The 15,571-nt window shown below is 63.0% G+C and carries 12 protein-coding genes and 1 pseudogene; 7 read left to right on the top strand and 6 right to left on the bottom strand.

Features of this window, described 5'->3' with window-relative positions; translation table 11 throughout:
- The first annotated feature begins 350 nt into the window (after positions 1-350).
- From SJI00_RS09940 to SJI00_RS09920, 5 genes are all read left to right on the top strand, one after another.
- Entirely contained in the window at positions 351-2,384 is a 2,034-nt protein-coding gene (locus tag SJI00_RS09940; RefSeq protein ID WP_322461713.1) for an ABC transporter permease subunit, read from the top strand.
- Between the two features lie 17 nt (positions 2,385-2,401).
- On the top strand, positions 2,402-4,072 hold the full coding sequence (pstA, locus tag SJI00_RS09935) for a phosphate ABC transporter permease PstA (RefSeq protein ID WP_322461553.1): 1,671 nt from the start codon (positions 2,402-2,404) through the stop codon (positions 4,070-4,072).
- Between the two features lie 103 nt (positions 4,073-4,175).
- Positions 4,176-5,009 carry a phosphate ABC transporter ATP-binding protein PstB gene (gene pstB, locus SJI00_RS09930; protein ID WP_322461552.1) on the top strand — a complete coding sequence of 278 codons (834 nt, stop codon included), beginning with the start codon at positions 4,176-4,178 and terminating at the stop codon, positions 5,007-5,009.
- Between the two features lie 327 nt (positions 5,010-5,336).
- A complete protein-coding gene (gene phoU / locus SJI00_RS09925; protein WP_322461551.1) occupies positions 5,337-6,107 on the top strand; it encodes a phosphate signaling complex protein PhoU in 771 nt (256 codons plus the stop codon).
- A gap of 163 nt (positions 6,108-6,270) precedes the next feature.
- Entirely contained in the window at positions 6,271-7,170 is a 900-nt protein-coding gene (locus tag SJI00_RS09920; RefSeq protein WP_322461550.1) for a response regulator, read from the top strand.
- 209 nt (positions 7,171-7,379) lie between these two features.
- Here the strand turns inward: SJI00_RS09920 and SJI00_RS09915 are convergent, their stop codons facing one another.
- The 5 genes from SJI00_RS09915 to SJI00_RS09895 form a co-directional block, all read right to left on the bottom strand.
- Positions 7,380-8,720, bottom strand: a complete 1,341-nt coding sequence (locus tag SJI00_RS09915; protein WP_322461549.1) for a hemolysin family protein — start codon at positions 8,718-8,720, stop codon at positions 7,380-7,382.
- Positions 8,721-9,222: 502 nt separating this feature from the next.
- Positions 9,223-10,536 carry a phosphate regulon sensor histidine kinase PhoR gene (phoR, locus tag SJI00_RS09910; protein ID WP_322461548.1) on the bottom strand — a complete coding sequence of 438 codons (1,314 nt, stop codon included), beginning with the start codon at positions 10,534-10,536 and terminating at the stop codon, positions 9,223-9,225.
- 41 nt (positions 10,537-10,577) lie between these two features.
- Positions 10,578-11,267 carry a phosphate regulon transcriptional regulator PhoB gene (gene phoB, locus SJI00_RS09905; RefSeq protein WP_322461547.1) on the bottom strand — a complete coding sequence of 230 codons (690 nt, stop codon included), beginning with the start codon at positions 11,265-11,267 and terminating at the stop codon, positions 10,578-10,580.
- A gap of 122 nt (positions 11,268-11,389) precedes the next feature.
- On the bottom strand, positions 11,390-12,280 hold the full coding sequence (ubiA, locus tag SJI00_RS09900; RefSeq protein WP_322461546.1) for a 4-hydroxybenzoate octaprenyltransferase: 891 nt from the start codon (positions 12,278-12,280) through the stop codon (positions 11,390-11,392).
- Positions 12,280-12,837, bottom strand: a complete 558-nt coding sequence (locus tag SJI00_RS09895) for a chorismate--pyruvate lyase family protein (RefSeq protein WP_322461545.1) — start codon at positions 12,835-12,837, stop codon at positions 12,280-12,282. Before SJI00_RS09895 ends, ubiA begins: the two co-directional genes overlap by 1 nt.
- 320 nt (positions 12,838-13,157) lie before the next feature.
- Between SJI00_RS09895 and SJI00_RS09890 the strand changes: the two are divergent.
- Together SJI00_RS09890 and SJI00_RS09885 are read left to right on the top strand one after the other, a co-directional pair.
- A pseudogene (locus SJI00_RS09890) lies at positions 13,158-13,424 on the top strand (HU family DNA-binding protein); the annotation flags it as partial.
- Between the two features lie 272 nt (positions 13,425-13,696).
- Positions 13,697-14,071 carry an SCP2 sterol-binding domain-containing protein gene (locus SJI00_RS09885; protein ID WP_322461544.1) on the top strand — a complete coding sequence of 125 codons (375 nt, stop codon included), beginning with the start codon at positions 13,697-13,699 and terminating at the stop codon, positions 14,069-14,071.
- A gap of 31 nt (positions 14,072-14,102) precedes the next feature.
- On the opposite strand, the gene SJI00_RS09880 is transcribed toward SJI00_RS09885, so the two are convergent.
- On the bottom strand, positions 14,103-15,506 hold the full coding sequence (locus SJI00_RS09880; RefSeq protein WP_322461543.1) for an aminoacyl-tRNA deacylase and HDOD domain-containing protein: 1,404 nt from the start codon (positions 15,504-15,506) through the stop codon (positions 14,103-14,105).
- Positions 15,507-15,571 lie beyond the last annotated feature (65 nt).

Genomic DNA, 15,571 nt, shown 5'->3' with positions numbered 1-15,571 from the left:
CCTCTTCTTCAGTCCGTAGCCAGCCCTCCTGTGCCGCGGACTTTTTTGCGTCACTTCACTGTCATGTTTCTGTCATACGAGACCGCTAGGGTGTGCGCATGAATGATCTGGCCAACTCCACCATGACCCAAAATTCTCCCCCCGTGCGGATTGATTTCAATACGCCGGAGATGCAACGCAAACGCCGTGTGCGCGCTTTCAAAGACCGCCTGACCCGCTGGTATGTCCTGGTGGGCGGGCTGGCCGTGCTGGCGGCGATCACGACGATCTTCTTCTACCTCGCCTACGTGGTGCTGCCGCTGTTCCAGGGCGCCGAACTGACGCGCAAGCAAGCGCTGGCGCCCGCCTGGCTGCAAGATGCCGGCAAGCCGTTGATGATTGCTCTCGAAGAGCAGAACCTGGTGGGCTTGCGCGTTTCCGACAAGGGCCAGGCGCTGTTCTTCGACACCAAGAGCGGTGCCGAGCTCAAGCGCGTCGACTTGCCCATCCCGGCCGGGACACAGGTCACCTCGATCGGTAGCGACCAGCCAGGCAGCCCGCTGATCACCCTGGGCCTGTCCAATGGCCAGGCGCTGCTGTTCCACCACAGCTACAAGATCACCTACCCCGATGGCAAGAAAACCATCGAGCCGGGCCTGGACTTCCCGTATGGCGAACAGCCGTTCGTGCTCGACGAGCAAGGCCGTGCGCTGGAGCACGTCAGCGCCAACATCAACGGCGAAAACCTGCTGCTGGCCGGCTCTGTCGGTTCAAGCCTGCAAGTGCTGCAGATCACTCGCGAAGAAAACATGATGACCGGCGAGGTCACCAGCGAGCAGAACCGCATCGCACTGCCGCAGATGTCCGAACCGGTCAAGGCCCTCTACGTCGACCCGCGCCAGCAATGGCTCTACGTGGTCAACGGGCGTGCCACAGCGGATGTCTTCAGCCTGCGCGACAAGAGCCTGAATGGCCGGTACAAGCTGCTCGAAGACGGCAATGCCGAGATCACGGCCAGCGGTCAGCTGGTCGGCGGTATCTCGCTGATCTTCGGCGATTCCAAGGGTGGCCTGAGCCAGTGGTTCATGGCCCGCGACCCCGACGGCGAGCAACGCCTGAAGCTGATCCGCAGCTTCCAGCTGGGCAAGGCGCCGGTGGTGCAGATCGATGCCGAAGAGCGCCGCAAGGGCTTCATCGCCCTGGACCGCGATGGCATGCTCGGCGTGTTCCACAGCACCGCGCACCGCACTCTGCTGGTCGAGCCGGCCGCTGATGGCGCAGGCGTCCTGGCGCTGTCGCCACGGGCCAACCGCATCCTCATCGAAGAAGGCGGCAAGCTGCTGCCGCTGACCCTGCGCAACCCGCACCCTGAGGTGTCGTTCAGCGCGCTGTGGGGCAAGGTCTGGTACGAGAACTACGACGCGCCCAAATACGTCTGGCAGTCGACCGCCTCGAACACCGACTTCGAGCCCAAGCTGAGCCTCTCGCCGCTGACCTTCGGTACGCTGAAGGCGGCGTTCTACGCGATGATCCTGGCCGCACCGCTGGCCATCGCGGCGGCTATCTACACCGCTTACTTCATGGCCCCGGGCATGCGCCGCAAGGTCAAGCCGGTGATCGAGCTGATGGAAGCGATGCCGACGGTGATTCTTGGTTTCTTCGCCGGGTTGTTCCTGGCGCCGTACCTCGAAGGCCATCTGCCGGGCGTGTTCAGCCTGTTCATGATCCTGCCGCTGGGCATCCTGCTAGCCGGCTTCACCTGGAGCCGCCTGCCCGAATCGATCCGTCTGCGCGTGCCGGATGGCTGGGAGGCGGCGATCCTGATCCCGGTCATCCTCGGCATCGGCTGGTTTGCCCTGGGCATGAGCCCGTTCCTCGAGAACTGGTTCTTCGGCGGCGACATGCGCCTGTGGATCAGCAACGACCTGGGCATCACCTACGACCAGCGCAACGCCCTGGTGGTCGGTATCGCCATGGGCTTTGCGGTGATCCCGAACATCTACTCGATCGCCGAAGACGCCGTGTTCAGCGTGCCGCGCAGCCTGACCCTGGGCTCGCTGGCACTCGGCGCCACCCCCTGGCAGACCCTGACCCGCGTGGTCATCCTGACCGCCAGCCCGGGGATCTTCTCGGCACTGATGATCGGCATGGGCCGCGCCGTGGGCGAGACCATGATCGTGCTGATGGCCACCGGCAACACGCCGGTGATGGAGATGAACCTGTTCGAAGGCATGCGCACCCTGGCCGCCAACGTGGCGGTGGAAATGCCGGAATCGGAAGTCGGTGGCAGCCACTACCGCGTGCTGTTCCTCGCGGCGCTGGTGCTGTTGCTCTTCACCTTCGTCATGAACACCTTGGCCGAGCTGATTCGCCAGCGTCTGCGCAAGAAATACTCGTCGCTTTGATAGAAAGGTAGAGATCCGTGAAACAGGATTCCCTCAAAGGCTGGTTCAAGAGCGGCGCCCCCGGCGTCTGGATCAGCGGTGGTGCTGTCGCCATCGCGGTGATCATGACCCTCGGTCTGCTGTCGGTCATCGCCGTGCGCGGCCTGGCGCACTTCTGGCCGGCCGACCTGATCCAGGCCACCTACACGGTGCCGGGTCAGGCCAACCACGTGATCATCGGTGAAGTGGTACAGAAGGAAGAAGTACCACGGGCTCGTCTGAAGGGTGCCGGCCTGCCGGTGCCCGAGGAAGGCCCGGAGTTCATGACCCGCGAACTGATCAAGGTCGGCAACCGCGACCTGAACGGCAGCGATTTCAGCTGGGTGGTCGGCGAGTGGCTGGTCGATCAGCACAAGCCCGCCGACCTGATGGCCCTGGAGCGCCGCGAATGGGGCAACTTCTATGGCTACCTGGTCAGCGTCAAGCAAGGCGACCGCGTGGTCGCCCAGGGCCCGGCGGCCTGGGGGGAGCTGCAGGCGCGTCTGAAGCGCGTCAGCCAGCTCAACGACCAGTTGCAGAGCCTGGAGAAAAAAGACATCGGCGCCATCAACCATGGCCTGGAACGTTTGCGTCTGCACGGTCGCAAGCTTGAGCTGGACGGCAAGCTGACCCCTGCGGCGCAGGCCGACATGGAATCCGAGCGCGCTGAGCTGAACAACCGCTACAAGGCCATCGAAGAACGCCTGAGCAGCCTGCATCAGGACTACGCCCGCGACAGCCTGGTGGCGCGTGACGGCAATGGCCGGGAAGTGGAGATCAACCTGAGCAAGGTGGTGCACGCCATCCAGCCCAACGGCATGTCCATCACCACCAAATTGGCGACCTACTTCAGCAAAGTGTGGGAATTCCTCAGCGACGACCCGCGTGAAGCCAACACCGAAGGCGGTATTTTCCCGGCGATCTTCGGCACCGTGATGATGACCCTGATCATGGCCGTGATCGTGACCCCGTTCGGCGTACTGGCGGCGGTGTACCTGCGCGAGTACGCCAAGCAGGGCCCGGTGACCCGGCTGATCCGCATCGCGGTGAACAACCTGGCCGGCGTCCCGGCGATCGTCTACGGCGTGTTCGGCCTGGGCTTCTTCGTCTATGTGCTGGGCGGCTCCATCGACCGACTGTTCTTCCCCGAGTCTCTGCCGGCACCCACGCTGGGTACGCCCGGGCTGCTCTGGGCCTCGCTGACCCTGGCGCTGCTGGCCGTACCGGTGGTGATCGTGGCCACCGAAGAGGGGCTGGCGCGGATTCCACGCACGGTGCGCGAAGGCTCGCTGGCGCTGGGCGCCACCAAGGCCGAAACGCTGTGGAAGATCGTGATTCCGATGGCCAGCCCGGCCATGATGACCGGCATGATCCTCGCCGTGGCCCGCGCCGCCGGTGAAGTGGCGCCGCTGATGCTGGTGGGTGTGGTCAAGCTGGCGCCGTCCTTGCCGGTCGATGGCAACTACCCGTACCTGCACCTTGACCAGAAGATCATGCACCTGGGCTTCCACATCTATGACGTCGGCTTCCAGAGCCCCAACGTCGAGGCCGCGCGGCCGCTGGTGTACGCCACCGCGCTGCTGCTGGTGCTGGTGATCGCCAGCCTCAACCTCTCGGCAGTGTGGATTCGTAACCACCTGCGCGAGAAGTACAAAGCCCTCGACAGCTGATTTGCAGCCTCAAGCCACAAGCGGCACGCTGATGCCGCTTTTGCCCTAACGTGCAGCGCGCAGCTCGCAGCTCGAGGCCTGCCGCTACAAATGGAGTAAGACCATGCAGCACGAATCCCACAACCACGGCATCGACATGTCTGCCCTGGGTCGCGACAAGCAGGGCCTGCGTCTGGCCGAAGAAACCGTGGCCATCGAAGTGCCAGGCCTGTCGCTGTTCTACGGCGACAAGCAGGCGCTGTTCGATGTGAAGATGAACATCCCCAAGCAGCGCGTGACCGCCTTCATCGGCCCGTCCGGCTGCGGCAAGTCGACCCTGCTGCGCACCTTCAACCGCATGAACGACCTGGTCGACGGTTGCCGCGTGGAAGGTGCGGTCAACCTCTACGGCAACAACATCTACCGCAAGGGCGAGGAGGTGGCCGAGTTGCGCCGTCGCGTCGGCATGGTGTTCCAGAAGCCGAATCCTTTCCCCAAGACCATCTATGAAAACGTGGTCTACGGCCTGCGCATCCAAGGCATCAATAAAAAGCGCGTGCTCGACGAAGCGGTGGAATGGGCGCTCAAGGGGGCGGCGCTGTGGGACGAGGTCAAGGACCGTCTGCATGACTCGGCGCTGGGCTTGTCCGGTGGTCAGCAGCAACGTCTGGTGATCGCCCGTACCATCGCTGTGGAGCCTGAAGTGCTGCTGCTCGACGAACCGTGCTCGGCACTCGACCCGATCTCGACCCTCAAGGTCGAAGAGCTGATCTACGAGCTGAAATCCAAGTACACCATCGTCATCGTGACCCACAACATGCAGCAGGCCGCGCGGGTGTCGGACTACACCGCCTTCATGTACATGGGCAAACTGGTGGAATTCGGCGATACCGATACGCTGTTCACCAACCCGTCGAAGAAGCAGACCGAAGACTACATTACCGGTCGCTATGGCTAGACCGTACTGGCTCGTAGGGTCTGGAGCATTCGTGAAGCGCGGCGCATGGCATGCGGCCTCTTCGCGGGTAAACCCGTTCCTGCAGGTCTTTTTATCAATTTACAGGCGCGGGTTTATCGACGAACCGCCTCTGAAGGGCGGTGGGTGTCACTGGCCTACACCTTCGCGAGGCAATCCCCTTCCACAGGTTACCTACACACCTGTAGGAGTGGGTTCACCCGCGACGGGCTGCGACGCAGCCCCCCTCCAGGCAACGCGGCCCCCTAGGCAGACCTGGCACCGACTACCCATGATTTCCAGCTTGCAGCTTTGGCGCGGAGCGAAACGATGATCAACAAAGAAAGCCTCACCCATCACATTTCCCAGCAGTTCAATGCCGAGCTCGAGGAAGTGCGCAGCCACCTCCTGGCCATGGGCGGGCTGGTGGAGAAACAAGTCAACGATGCGGTCACCGCGCTGATCGAGGCCGACTCCGGGCTGGCCCAGCAAGTGCGTGACGTTGACGAGCAGATCAACCAGATGGAGCGCAACATCGACGAGGAGTGCGTGCGCATCCTCGCGCGCCGTCAGCCGGCAGCGTCCGACCTGCGGTTGATCATCAGCATCTCCAAGTCGGTGATCGACCTGGAGCGCATTGGCGACGAATCGACCAAGATCGCCCGCCGCGCCATTCAGCTGTGTGAAGAGGGTGAGTCGCCACGCGGTTACGTGGAAGTGCGTCATATCGGCGATCAGGTGCGCAACATGGTGCGTGACGCCCTCGACGCCTTTGCCCGTTTCGACGCCGACCTGGCCTTGTCGGTGGCGCAGTACGACAAGACCATCGACCGCGAATACAAAACCGCGCTGCGCGAGCTGGTGACCTACATGATGGAAGACCCGCGCTCGATTTCGCGGGTGCTCAGCGTGATCTGGGCGCTGCGTTCGCTGGAGCGGATCGGCGACCATGCGCGCAACATCTCTGAGCTGGTCATCTACCTGGTGCGTGGCACTGATGTGCGCCACCTTGGCCTCAAACGCATGACCGCTGAAGTGCAGGGCACGGCGAAGGATGACGCACTGCTGGCTAATGTTCCGCCCTCACCTGACGATAAATAGTATTGCGCGTGAAACACGACGCCCGGCCTGTGCCGGGCGTCGTCGTTTTCGGCGCAGACAGCGGAGGTCTGTGCAGGCGATGGACAAGCAACCCGCCGCAGCGTGCGTTTTGGCAAAAAGCCATCATTCGGCGGTATGCTAGCGGGGTAGATGAGGAGTCTCGATGAGTAAAGTCAAAGTGCTGGTGGTGGACGACGCTTCGTTCATCCGCGATCTGGTCAGAAAGGCGCTGCGCAGCGCCTTTCCCGGTATCGCCGTGGAGGACGCTGTCAACGGCCGCAAAGCCATGACGCTGTTGGCCAAGGAACCCTACGACCTGGTGCTGTGCGACTGGGAAATGCCCGAGATGAGCGGTCTGGAGCTGCTCGCCTGGTGCCGCCAGCAGCCGTCGCTCAAAGGGCTGCCGTTCATCATGGTCACCAGCCGAGGCGACAAGGAAAACGTCATTCAGGCCATCCAGGCCGGTGTGTCCGACTTCGTCGGCAAGCCGTTCACCAACGAACAGCTGCTGAGCAAGGTCAAGAAGGCCCTGAGCAAGACCGGAAAGCTCGAATTGCTGCTCAGTGGCGTCCCTGCTCGGGCCGCATCAGCGTTTGCCAATGATTCGCTCAGTGCCTTGACCGGTGGCCGCCCGGAAACGGTCAAGGCAGCGCCTGCGGCGGCAGCGGCCCTGGCACCCCAGGCGGCCCGCGCACCCGTTGCCGCCTCCGCGACGCCGGCCCCGGCCGGCCGCGGCCAAGGGCAACTGCGTCTGGCCAGCGGTGCGCAGGGTTGTGTGATCAAGGCGTTGAGCCTGAAAGAAGCGTTGCTGGTGGTCCGCCGTGGCGAGACCCTGCCACAGGTGCTGGAAAGCGCGGTGCTGGATCTTGAGCAGGGCGAGAACGCCGAAGTGGCGCGTCTGAATGGCTATCTGCACGCCATCGCGGCGCTGGAAGCGCGCCCCGACAGCGACTGGCTGCAACTGACGTTCAAGTTCGTCGATCAGGACGCGCAGAAGCTCGACTACATCTCCCGTCTGATCGCCCGCGGCACTGCGCAGAAGCATTTCACGCCTGGCGGCTGAGCTGCGCGCTGAGGGTGATGGCTGGGGGGGATAGGAATGAATCGAACCTGTACCTTGAACTGAGCGGCTAGGACGGCTGCGCCGCCCATCGCGGCGGTAGCCGTTCCTGCACAGACTGCGCAAATTCAGATACGGCGCAATCCTGCGGGAGCCGCTTCAGCGCCGATGGGCGGCGAAGCCGACCCAAAGGCACCAGGGCTGACTCCAGGTCAGTCGAGCTTGAGCACTTTGGCCAGTACGATTTTCGGGCCTTTCATCTTCTTGATGATGATGCGCAGGCCCTCGACCTCCAGCAGCTCTTCTTCTTCCGGCACCCGCTTGAGGGTCTCGTAGACCAGGCCCGCCAGGGTCTCGGCTTCGATGTGATCAAGGTCGACGCCCAGCAGCCGCTCGACCTTGAACAGCGGTGTGTCGCCGCGCACCAGCAGCTTACCGGGCTGGTAGGCGAGGATGCCGCGCTCGGTCTTGCGGTGTTCGTCCTGGATATCGCCGACCAGCACCTCCAGCACATCTTCCATGGTCAGGTAGCCGATGACCTTGCCGTCGGCCTCTTCCACCAGCACGAAATGCGCGCCACCTTTGCGGAACTGCTCCAGCAACTCCGACAGCGGCATGTGCCGCGACACGCGTTCCAGTGGACGGGTGAGGTCGTCGAGGTCGACGGTGTCGGGGCGATGGTCGGGCTCGGCCAGTTCCAGCAGCAGGTCCTTGATGTGCAGCAGGCCGATGAACGCTTCGCGCTGGGCGTCATAGACCGGATAGCGGCTGAACTTGTGGCGACGGAACATCGCCAGGATTTCCTTGAGCGGCGCCCGGGAATCGAGGCTGATCATGTCTTCGCGAGAGTTGGCCCAGTCGACCACTTCCAGCTCGCCCATTTCCACGGCCGAGGCCAGCACGCGCATGCCCTGATCGCTCGGGTCATGGCCACGGCTCGAGTGCAGGATCAGTTTGAGCTCGTCGCGGCTGTAATGGTGCTCGTGATGCGGGCCAGGTTCGCCTTGGCCGGCGATACGCAGGATGGCGTTGGCGCTGGCGTTGAGCAGGTAGATCGCCGGGTACATGGCCCAGTAGAACAGGTACAGCGGCACCGCCGTCCACAGCGACAGCAGCTCGGGCTTGCGGATCGCCCAGGACTTGGGCGCCAGCTCACCGATCACGATGTGCAGGTAGGAAATGACGAAGAAGGCGATGAAGAACGACACGCCTTTGATCAGCTCCGGGCTGTCGACACCCAGGTAGGCCAGCAGCGGCTCGAGCAGATGGGCGAATGCCGGCTCGCCGACCCAGCCCAGGCCCAGCGAGGCCAGGGTGATGCCCAGCTGGCAAGCCGAGAGGTAGGCGTCGAGCTGGCTGTGCACTTTACGCAGGATGCCACCGCGCCAGCCATGCAGCTCGGCGATCGATTCGACCCGGGTTGAGCGCAGCTTGACCATGGCGAACTCGGCGGCGACGAAGAAGCCGTTGAGCAAGACCAGGAACAGCGCGAAGAGAATCATGCCGAAATCGGCAAACAGCGAGGTGAGGCTAAACGCAGGGGAAGGGTCCATGATGGATTTTTTACGGGGTCCGTCAGTTATTGATAGGGAAAAAAAGTGCCAGCACAGGCTGGCATGGGCGATCCAATGTAGCGGGTGAGACCATAAAAGCAAAGCATGGTGCCGATAACACGCATCCTGTGCAGGCATCCGCTGGCTCGCGATGGGTTGCGAAGCGGCCCTGACACACCTGATCAGTGCTGACCGAACTCACTCGATTGCAACATCCGGACAGGCTCCGCCGGCCATTGCGACTGAAGTCGCTCCATAAGGGGCCTTGGCATGACCGTCATAGGAGTCATCGCAGGCAAATACGGTCCCTGTGAGAGCGACTTCAGTCGCGAAGGACGGCGAAGCCGGTCCAGTGCAGGCGACACGGCTTCAACTGACGAAACTCGCCCACATAACCCCTTTGCCCAGACTTGACCGAAGGCCAGTCGGCTCCCACACGGGCCCGCTCTCTGCGCGACAGCGCGGCGCTTTGCGGCAGGCGAACGCCCACGGTTTGCAGCGGCTAAGACCGTTCCTGTCGGACCGCGATCTGGCTCAACGGAAAATGGCAGGTAAAAGTACTGCCATGCCCCACCACACTGCTGATTTCCAAGCGAGCGCGGTGGCGCAGCAGTACGTGCTTGACGATTGCCAGCCCCAGGCCAGTGCCGCCGGTGTTGGAGGCGCGGCTGGAGTCGACGCGGTAGAAGCGTTCGGTGAGGCGCGGCAGGTGCTTGGCCTCGATGCCAGGGCCCGAATCCTGCACCGTCAGATGCGCGCCCTGGGAATCCGACCACCAGCGAATGCGGATGACGCCAGCGTCCTGGGTGTATTTCACCGCGTTGAACACCAGGTTGGAGAAGGCGCTGCGCAGTTCGGTTTCACTGCCCTTGAGGCTGACGCCCGGTTGCGCCTCCAGATTGATCTGCTGCCCGCGCGGCCCGGACAGCGCCTGGGCATCGGTCTGAATGGCCTTGAGCATGGCATCGATGGCCACGGGATGGTTGTCGGACGGGTAATCGGTGGCTTCGAGCTTGGCCAGCAGCAGCAGGTCGTTGAGCAGGGTCTGCATGCGCGAACCTTGCTGGCTCATCTGCTGCAGGGCACGCGCCCAACGCGGATTCACCTCATCGACGTTGTCGAGCAGCGTTTCCAGATAGCCGGCGATGACGGTCAGCGGCGTGCGCAGTTCGTGGGAAACATTGGCGACAAAGTCTTTGCGCATCTGTTCGAGCTGATGGATCCGGGTCACATCGCGCACCAGCATCAGGTGCTCGTTGTTACCGTAGCGGGTGATGTCCAGCTGCACGCGCAGGCGGTCATTGATGGGCGAGGGAATTTCCAGCGGTTCTGCGTAGTTTTCCGCCTCGAAGTACTCTTTGAAGCGCGGATGCCGCACCAGGTTGGTCACCGGCTGGCCGCCGTCTTGCGGTGTTTTCAGGCCGAGCAGGGTTTCTGCCGCGCGGTTCCACCACTCCAGATTGCCGTCGCTGTCGAGCATGATCACCGCATCACGCAGCGCGGCAGTGGACTCCTGAACGCGGTCGATCACCGCTTGCAGGCGCCCACGCACGCGTTGGTCGCGGCGCTGCAGGTGATAGATGCTGTCGAATACCTCACCCCACAGGCCATAGCCATCGGGCGGCGCTTCATCGGGCTTGTGGTTGCCCAGCCAGGCATGCAGACGCAACAGTTGCTTAAGCGTCCAGCCCAGGTACAGCGCCAGGCCCAGGGCCAGGCTCCAGCCGTACTCGCCGCTCACCAGACCGCCGAGCAGGCAGAGGGTGATCAGCACGAGCAGGTGGCGGATCAGGGTCGCGTGCCAGTTCTGGTTCAATGGACGGTCCTTGTGCACAAAGCGTACAGCACCAGTCGAATTCAGCGCTTGGTCGAGAAGCGGTAGCCGGTGCCGCGAACGGTCTGCACCAGGTTCTCGTAGACCTCACCCAAGGCTTTGCGCAACCGGCGAATGTGCACATCGACGGTCCGTTCTTCGACGTAGACGTTGCCGCCCCAGACCTGATCGAGCAACTGGCCGCGGGTGTAAGCGCGCTCCTGGTGGGTCATGAAGAACTGCAACAGGCGATATTCGGTCGGGCCCATTTCGGCCGGCTTGCCGTCGATGGTCACGCGGTGGCTGATCGGGTCGAGCAGCAGGCCGCCGATCTCGATGGGCGCTTCGCTGTCGGCAGGGCCGGTGCGGCGCAGCACCGCCTTGAGCCGGGCGACCAGCTCGCGGGGCGAGAAGGGCTTGGTGATGTAGTCGTCGGCGCCGACCTCCAGACCCTGGATCTTGTTGTCTTCTTCGCCTTTGGCGGTGAGCATGATGATCGGGATGCCGCCGGTCAGCTCATCGCGCTTCAGACGCCGCGCCAGCTCGATGCCGGAGGTGCCGGGCAGCATCCAGTCGAGCAGGATCAGGTCTGGCTTGCGGTCGACGATGATGGCGTGCGCTTGCTGCGAGTTTTCGGCCTCTAGACAGTCATAGCCGGCCATTTCCAACGCCACGGCGATCATTTCACGAATGGGCGCTTCGTCGTCGACGATCAGAATGCTTCTGCCAACCATGCTCTGGACCTCTCCTGGGGTAACCGTGTCGTGCAGCGCATTAGATAACGGAATTATTGCAGCTGTGTGACAGACGATCGTGCAGGCTACGTTTAGCGGGGCCTGCAGGTATGTCAGGAGTGTTACCGCAACGCGTAGTCCAATACCACACCCACAAACACCAGCAAACCACCCCAATGGTTATGCAGAAAGGCTTTGAAGCAGGCATCGCGATCCAGGCTGCGGGTCGACCAGAATTCCCAGACGAAGCACGCTGCGGCGCCCAGGACGCCCAGGTGGAACCAGCCGCCCAGCTCGAAACGGTTGCCCGCCAGCAACAGGCAACCCAGCGACAGCATCTGCAAGCTGAGGATGATCACGCGGTCGGCTTCGCCAAACAGAATGGCGGTGGATTTCACGCCGATCTTCAGGTCGTCGTCGCGATCGACCATGGCGTAGTAGGTGTCGTAGCCGACCGTCCAGAGCACGTTGGCGATGTACAGCAGCCAGGCGATGGCCGGTAGCTCGCCGGTGGCCGCGGTGAAGGCCATGGGAATGCCCCACGAGTACGCCGCGCCCAGCACCACCTGCGGGTAATAGGTGTAGCGCTTCATGAACGGATAGCAGGCCGCCAGCGCCAGGGCACCGAACGACAGGCCGACGGTGGTTGCGTTGGTGCACAGCACCAGCACGAAGCTCAGGCCTACCAGGGTGGCGAACAGCGTCAGGGCTTCGCGCGAGGTGATACGTCCGGCGGCCAGCGGGCGGTCAGCGGTGCGTTTGACGTGGCCATCGACCTTGCGGTCGGCAAAGTCGTTGATGCAGCAACCTGCGGCGCGCATCAGTACCACGCCAAGGGCGAAGATCAGAACGTTGGCCAAGGTGGGCGAGCCGTTGCCGGCGATCCACACGGCTGACAGTGTCGGCCACAGCAGCAGGTAGATGCCGATGGGGCGGTCCATGCGGCTCAACTGGACGAAGTCCCATGCCCGCGGATGTAGACGGTTGAGCGACTTGAGCAGCTGCAGGTACATCAGCGGGCGTCCTCGGCGGCGGCCTGCCACAGGGCAGGCAAGAAGATTTCAGCGACCAGCAGGCTCAGCCCCTCGCGCTCGAAGCGTGAACGGCGAGCCCAGAGCTGCTCGTGGGAAACGTCGGCTGGCAGCCAGGCTTGTGGATAGCGGCACACCTCGATCGGATGGCGAACGAACGCGTGGTCGCAAAACAGCAGTTCGCCGAGCGAGCGTGAGCCCAGGGTCTCAAGGTCAAGGCCGCCACGCTCCAGCGCCGCACGTGCCGCTACGCTGCGGGCAAACACCCAAGGTTGGCCATGACCACGCAGGTATACCTCGCGCACCCAGCCTTCGGCGCCTGCCGGCAGGTCGAGCGCCTGACATTCGTCAGCACGCAAAGGCTGCCAGCCTTCTTGCAGAGGGGTCACGCAAAAGTGCTGGTCAGACAGCTCGCCAAGCCGGCGCGTCAGTGACCCTTGATCGAACAACCAGTCAACCAGGGTGGGAGCCAGCTCGGCGGGCAGATGAGGGAGCGTCAGCCACGCGGCAGCGGCTGCTTGCGGGTTTTGATAAGACACGTCGGTACGCTGATGCAGGCCACGGAGGCGCCGAGCTTAGCATGTTTACAGGTGTTTCCAGGCCAGGGCGCGGCGCCCGCTGGCCGGGTCGGGACGGCGGTTGGTAAAAGCTCACACGGGGGCATGGCGCGAAAGCGGTCTGCTATGGCAGCTATGGCATTACCTCCCAGCGACAATCCCGGTTCAGGCACTGGCGTGGGTAGGGGTAGCGTGCCATTCTCAGTTGCGTCTGCCGCAGGTTAGAGCCTGTGGTGCCTTGAGCGCTGCTCGATGGAGCAGCACGGCATAACAAAAAAAATCCCGTCAAAGAGGCTTCATTTATGCGTAAACCCGAACTCGTCGCTGTCATCGCCGAAAAAACCGATATGACCAAAGAAAAGGCCAATCAGGTACTCAACGCGATACTCGACTCGATCACCGGCGCACTGGACACAGACTCCGTTACCCTGGTGGGCTTCGGGACCTTCGAGAAGCGCCACCGTGGCGCCCGCACCGGCAAGAATCCGCAGACCGGTGAACCGGTGAAGATCAAGGCCACCAATACTGTAGCGTTCAAGCCCGGCAAGACATTGCGTGTAATGATCGACACCCTGAGCAAACCCGCCACGCCAGCCACGCCAGCCAAGTCAGCCAAGTCAGCCAAGTCAACCACGCCAGCCAAATCCGCCACGCCGGCGAAGCCCGCCAAGCCGAGCGCCAAGGGCAAGAAGTAAGCCACGGGCTGGTTGATCGATACGAAACGGGCGCCTTAGGGCGCCCGTTGTGTTTTTCATCCAGCACGATCCACGGAAATGGCGACGTACTTTGGCATATGTGGATAGAATGCGCGCCTCAGTCATTTTTTAGTCGAGATGCGCAGATGAAGTTCCGTTTTCTGCTGTGGGCCTTGGGGCTGCTCATGGCGCGTGCCAGCCGCAACAACCCGGCGTTTCAACAGCAGCTCGAAGGCAAGGACCTGGTTTTCCAGATGCAGACCCTCGACGGCAAGGTCGCCCGACACTTCATCGTGCATGAGCAGCGGGTCACCAGCCGTTCCGGCCAGCACGCTCAACCGGCCTTCGCCATTGCCTTCCAGGATGCCGCCTACGGCTTCCAGACCCTGCAGGCCAGCAACAAGCAGTTGGCGTTCATGCAGGGTGTTCAGGACAAGCGCATCCAGATCAAGGGCAACCCGGCGCTGGTGATGTGGTTTCAGGGCCTGATGAAGTACCTCAAGCCGCGCAAGAAGAGCTGAGCGAGCCGCGCCTTGCCCCGCGTTGAAATGCTCAGTGCGGGGCGTTGAACTGTGAGGCCAGCTCGCGCAGCAGCGCTTCGGCATCCAGCACTTTACTGACCACGTCTTCGGCCTTTTCCCGCGTCAGTTCCAGCCGTGCCAGCAGGGCGTCCGGGATCGGCGCCCGGGGGCCGGCGCCGATGCCGCGTTCGCGCAGCAGGCGATTGGCCAGGCAGACCAGATTGGGGTAGGCCGCGTGCTCACCCTCGTAGGTGGCGTCGTGCTGAAAGCGCAGGGCGGCGGTGAGTTCCTCAGGCATGTCCCACAGGTTCATCAGCCAGGCACCCATTTGCTCGCGGCTGATGCCCAGCAGGTGTTGCTCCACATAGGTGTGCGACAGGTGCGGGTTGACCTCCAGGTGCCGGCAGATCAGCGAAAAGTGCGGCGGGAACACATGCGCCAGCAGCAGGTAGCCGAAGTTGTGCAGCAGGCCTGCCAGGTAGGTCAGGCCGACCTCCGGCCGGCTGGCACGGGGCATGGCGCGGCTCAGGCCTTCGATGACCGCGGCGGTGTAGATCGCCTGCTGCCAATAGGGCGTCATCTGTTGCGGGTTGTCCTTGGGCAGGCTGAGGGTCTTGCCCAAAGCCAGGCCCAGCGCCAGGTTGATCACCAGATCGAAGCCCAGCACACGCACGATGGCGTCTTCGACCGAGCGTACCTTGCCCGGTGACGCATAGTAGGGCGATGCCGCCCAGCTCACGACCTGCGCGGCCAGGGCCGGGTCGGTTTCCACCACACCGGTGATGTCATCGACGCTGGCGTTGGGGTCGACCCGCAGCTTGATGATGCGCTGCGCGGTATCGGCCAGCGGCGGGATTTCAATGGTCTGCTCCAGGCGCTGCTGGATACGCCGGGCGGTGAACACCTGCACGGCCTTGAAGATTTCCCGGGAATCGTCGGCGGGGCGGTCGAAATTGGGCTGGATCTGCTGCACGTTCTCGCCGAAGTTGCCGGCACTGGCCTTGTTCAGCAAACGCTTGAAGGCGTCCTGTTGCAGCTCCAGCAACAAACCGCTTTCCCCAGATTCGAGAAACACCGACTCGCCGTTGAGCAGGCTCTGTTCGTACAGGCACGGCGAGCTGGTGAGGGCAGGAATACCCGGCAGTGCCTTCAGCGCATGCTTGTCGAGCATGGTTTTCAGGCGAGCCCCGGACACTGCCACCAGCTTGCGGCCGGTCAGCTCTTCGAGACGCTTGAGGTCGAGCAGCTGGCTTTGCGGGAACAGCACCATCAACGCGCCGACTTCATCGTCCAGCAGAATCGCCTGCACCCTGCGCGCGGCAGACAGTGATTGCTGTGCCTGAACCTCCCGGTAGGCTACGCCGAGCTTGTCGAGCAGCAGGCGGATGACAGACGGTGCGGGTGGGGTTGCAGTGTCGAGGGCAACTTCAGTCATGGTCTGATCCAGATTCTTTTTGCGATCGCGAAAGTATAACCAGCCGGTCGGGCAGGCTGGAGGCG

This window comes from Pseudomonas gebzensis, assembly GCF_034427815.1.
In the GTDB taxonomy this organism is placed as follows: Bacteria; Pseudomonadota; Gammaproteobacteria; order Pseudomonadales; family Pseudomonadaceae; genus Aquipseudomonas.
The sequence above is the reverse complement of the archived record's forward strand: the minus strand, read 5'-3'. Positions and strand labels throughout refer to the sequence as shown.